The 4675-nt window shown below is 45.1% G+C and carries 3 protein-coding genes; 1 reads left to right on the top strand and 2 read right to left on the bottom strand.

Translation table 11 applies throughout. The annotated features are described in order from the left end of the window. Positions 1 to 194: 194 nt before the first annotated feature. Complete coding sequence (locus tag B9J84_RS12415; protein WP_094124256.1) at positions 195 to 902, bottom strand: 4'-phosphopantetheinyl transferase; 708 nt, start codon at positions 900 to 902, stop codon at positions 195 to 197. Positions 903 to 1041: 139 nt separating this feature from the next. Further along, entirely contained in the window at positions 1042 to 3117 is a 2076-nt protein-coding gene (gene fvtA, locus B9J84_RS12410; RefSeq protein WP_094124255.1) for a TonB-dependent siderophore vanchrobactin receptor FvtA, read from the bottom strand. A gap of 164 nt (positions 3118 to 3281) precedes the next feature. Here fvtA and fes point away from each other — a divergent pair. Next, positions 3282 to 4675 (top strand): enterochelin esterase (gene fes, locus B9J84_RS12405; protein ID WP_143698865.1); only part of this gene is annotated, 1394 nt, incomplete at its 3' end.

Below are 4675 nucleotides of genomic sequence, written 5' to 3'. Positions count from 1 at the left end.
GCACAGTGCCGATTAATAACAAAAAATATTCGGTCATAGTTATATAAGTCTTAAGTTCCGATCTGGTGATTATCGTGCTTTGCCAAGCGAATAACAACCAAGGAAAGATAAGGTTTTATACCTTTGACGGAATTTTGTACGCTGCTACGCCAGTATTAGGTTGATATGGGGCGTTATAAAGCAGTGTTAGCCGGCTATTTTTTATGTGTCGAAAAATGGGCTTGACTTAAATAACACCAAGTCAGTACATACTCACTGTCAGGCAATTGGTAACCAACGCTGATTGTGTATGACGGGTTTAAAAAAGGATGCAGATCAGTGTGAATCTGAAAAATGAGTCGTTTGGCGTGTTTGTCAACATGGATCAGTTCTACCACGTGAAAATCAAGAACCTGTTCAACCCATGGATAAATGGCTTTATAAATCGATTCCTTCGCGGAAAAAATCAGCGTAATAAAGCTCGCTAATTGGGCAAAGTGATGAGCAAAAATGTGCTCTGCGGGTGTCATTACTTGCTGGCGAATATCACTGAGCCATTCATCTCGTATGAGTCGTTCAATATCAATACCAAGAGCGGCACACGCTTGAGTCTGGTGAGTGGCGGCTGCGATAGCGTAGCCATGGCAATGGGATATTGAGCCTACGATATTTTGCGGCCAAACCGCTTGATTCCCCTTGCCAATCTCTAACGTTAGCGACTGTGATTGATCCAGTTTGGTTAGGCAGTGTTTTGCACACATCCTGCCAGCTAAAAATTCACAATGGCGTTTTAGCACGGCTTGGTTTAAAGAAGAGGGCAGGGAGATCCCTTGCTCTTCAAGTTTATTTTTGTATTCAGGCAGATACTTCACTTCAAGCTGGTGGTATTGGATGAAAGATGGCCAGTTTGGAATGATGAGCATGCCTATTTTACCTATCGAGTGAGTGAACTTGTTCGATGCGTCGCCTGCGTGGTGACGTTTATCTCAGATTGAGTGAAAAATCACTCCCCCAGTCAAAAACAAAGTGTTGATGTCTAGGAGAGTGAGTCAGAGTTATTAACTAGAACTGGTAATCAGCGACTATGCCAAAGGTGCGTGGCCCGCCGACTTCGTAGAGATCACTTTTCTGGCGAATCACGTACTCTTCATCAGTGACGTTTTTCACGTAAGCGCGAATAGTCAAATCGTTGAGAGTGTAACCTGCATTCAGATTCAACACAGTGTAATCGCCAGCCGTTTTACTCTCTGTGTTGGCTAAATCGGTATAGTAATCAGAAACGTGGTTAACACGAGCACCAAAAAATAGACCAGAATCTAAGTGTTGCGTAAAGCCCGCACCTGCAGACAGTTTAGGAGCGTAACTGAACTCATTGCCTGAGAGATTGGTAGAGGTACCGGTTGGTCCTTCGCTGATGTCCGTTTTAAGAAGACCGACAAACGCAAACAGGTCGAGCCCAGAATCAAACCAGTAAGAGGCTTCAACTTCCGTACCGTAAGTTTTCCCTTTCGGTATATTGGTGATATAGGTGTCGAAGCGTTTTCCGCTGTCACCTGAGACCGAAGTTTGATAATTTTTGTAGTCGTTGTAGAACAGGTTAGCAGTCAGATCCAGCTTGTCATCCAGGAAGCTTGAACGAGAACTTAGCTCGTAGCTCCAGACTTTTTCTTGTTCAAAAACAAAAACTTCTTCTTTGTACTCGTTATAGCCTAATCCACCGGCATTGTAGCCTTTACGGGCCGTAAGACCGAGGGTGGAGTGATCTGAGACATCAAGTAATAGACCAATCTTAGGCAATAGGATGCCGTCATCTTCATCGGCTTTAAAATCGAGTGGTAGGGTAGCGTGATCGAAATCTCGCTTCAGTTCATCTCTTTCATAACGTGCACCTAATAATAGCTGCCAGCGATTATCCAAACGAATTCTTGAGTCAAAGTAGATTGAGTTGGTTAAAACTTCATCTTTACGTTTTAATGAATCTGTTTCGGTGTATTGATCTTTGAAGAAGCTGGCTAGGCCTAGAATCGCATTGTACTTTTCATCAAGTGATTGATATGTAAGCTTTGCTTCTGCGGTGTAGTTATCTTCATCCACATCACCATACCAATTAGTATCAGGATAAGCTTTGAACTTGGTGGTGTAGTTACGATGGGCGACTAAAATATCCGTTGTCAGTTCATCATTAATCACATAATTGACGTCTAGGTTGATATTCCAGCTTTTGGTTTCTTGGCGACGCGTGCCACTTTTGCTATGCAGTTCAAGTGTGCCCGGCTTGGTAACGAAGTTGGTGTATTGCCCCTCTTCATTACGGCTACCAACCGTTAGCTTGGCTGTTAGCTTGTCATTTCCTTGAGGTTTCCACAATAATTTACCACGGACATTATAGGATTCGAGCTCGGAAGGATCCCAAGGGTACTGATCGCCGTTAGGCAGAGAGTAATCGATAGGGGTATTGCCTTTGGTACCTTCGGCGGCAAGACGAAACGCTAAAGTATCTTCAACCAGAGGTGCCGACACGACCCCTGCGAGATGATATTTACTGTCTTCATTTTCATAACCAGCGCGAACTTTACCCTCACGGTGGAACGTTGGATCCTTAGTTTTGATCACAACTGCACCAGCAATACTATTGCGGCCTTGGTTGGTGGATTGCGGCCCTTTATAGACTTCCACTTGTTCTGTATCCCACAGTCCAGCTTTGCCAAACGCTTCTCCAGACCAAGATTCAGACACGCCGTCTACCGTTGTATTGACGCGCGGTGTTGCGCCTGTCATGAAGGTCAGAAAACCTTCGCCAGGGCCACGTCCATCAACCCCACGAATGTGTGGAATGCCCGACGGTGCATTGAGTACGTTTGGTACGCGGTCGAGCAGATCGTAGTAATCTCGGCTTTCACCATCATCCACTTCATCGGTGAATAGGGTGAGCGAACTGGTGTTTTCGGCCAGTGTTCCTCCCAATTTCTCACCCACCACAACCACAGTATCCTGCTTTTTCTGTGGCTCTTTTTTTTCGAGCTGTTCCGCGACAACATTTGCGCTAGTACTCACGCAGAGGATGCCAATCAGTGTGGCGAGTTGAGTCTTATTGATATTTCTGACTGCCTTACCGTTATTCATATCCATGGGCTTCATGACCTAAAAGTTCCTTAATAGAAAAAATGATGTTACTGCAACCATTATCAAATCAACTGTTGCTGGTTGTAATGTTAATGATAATTGTTATTATTTGCAATATCATCAATGCAGTTTTATGCTACTTAGTTTCTATATTTCAAAAATACTAGGCTTGATATGGGGTGGTTTTAGTAATGATTGTTAATCAGGAGAGCTCACAAGAGAGGGCTGAGCTCAATGGGGTATTGGCCCGTTTTATTCAAGAGGGCGGCTCTATTGGTGACGAGCTTTGGTGGGCACATGTGCAATCGATCGGCATGCCTTATGTAATTGAAATAAATGGCGAATATGCAAAAGTGCTTTTTTTATGGCGTGGGTCGAAGCCGAGTGTGGCCGCAAATCAAGCGATCTACGTTGATATTAATGGTGTCACCGATCATCACAGTTTTTCGATGGCGAAGTTTACTCATATCGATAATACCGATGTGTGGTTTTATATCGATAGCGTCAAACAGAGTTGGCGAGGAGGGTACTCTTTTATTCCTGTCCCAGAAGCGTTAGTGCAGCCGAGTTACCAAGGTTCATACGATGCAATGCGCCACCAACATCGACAATGGCTACGCTCCATTTTTCCACTGAGTTGCGCTGATCCACTGGCTCAAAATGATTTGTCAAAATGCGAGTGGGGGCGCGCGAAAACACCTTGTCATATGCCTAAAGCGCTTACGCAAACAGAGTGGCTCGGTTTCGATTCAGCGCAAGGTCAGTGCTTCAAAAGTGCCGATTCGACCTTTACTTGGCGCAGCACTTTGCTCGGTACATCGCGAGAGATTTGGCTTTATTCGACCGCGCAAAGACCCACCACTGAGCCGTTACCCTTGGTATTGATACTGGATGGCCGTTTTTGGTCTCAATCGATGCCGGTTTATGAGGCTCTTTCACAGGCGACCCACAGTGGAAAGCTTCCAGCGGCGCTCTATGTGTTGATTGATGAAATTAGCGCTCAACAACGCAGTGATGATCTCAGTTGTAATCCGCTGTTTTGGCAAGCCGTGATGGAGGAGTTACTCCCCTCGATTAACGAGCGCGTCAGAGTAACCCGCGATGCAGACCAAACGGTGATCGTAGGCCAGAGTTTAGGAGGCTTAGCGGCAATGTACGCGGCATTACACTGGCCGCAGCGATTCGGTTCTGTGGTTTGTCAATCGGGTTCATTTTGGTGGCCCGATTTCTCGATCGTTAAACCCCCCAGTGAATATTGTCCACCGAAAAGCGACTCGCGATTAAGCAAAATGAGCCAAGAGGTACATCAAGGTTTAGGTGCCAATTCACGTCTTGCGCTTTTCCTCGAAGTGGGTAGCGGTGAAGACATCATGATCGATTTAAGTCGAGATCTATACCAACAGTTGGCCTCACAACAGCATCGGATTCAATTTCGTCTGTTTGACGGCGGTCATGATCGACTCTGTTGGCGCGGCGGGATTATTTATGGGTTGTCCTTTTTTTTAGAACCTTATTTTTTATTTTTAGCGGTAGAGAGAAAAATTTTAGAAAAATACACCAAACCTTTTTCTTA

Source organism: Vibrio sp. V03_P4A6T147, from assembly GCF_002241085.1.
Classification (GTDB): Bacteria; Pseudomonadota; Gammaproteobacteria; order Enterobacterales; family Vibrionaceae; genus Vibrio; species Vibrio anguillarum.
This window is presented reverse-complemented; position numbering and strand designations above follow the sequence as displayed.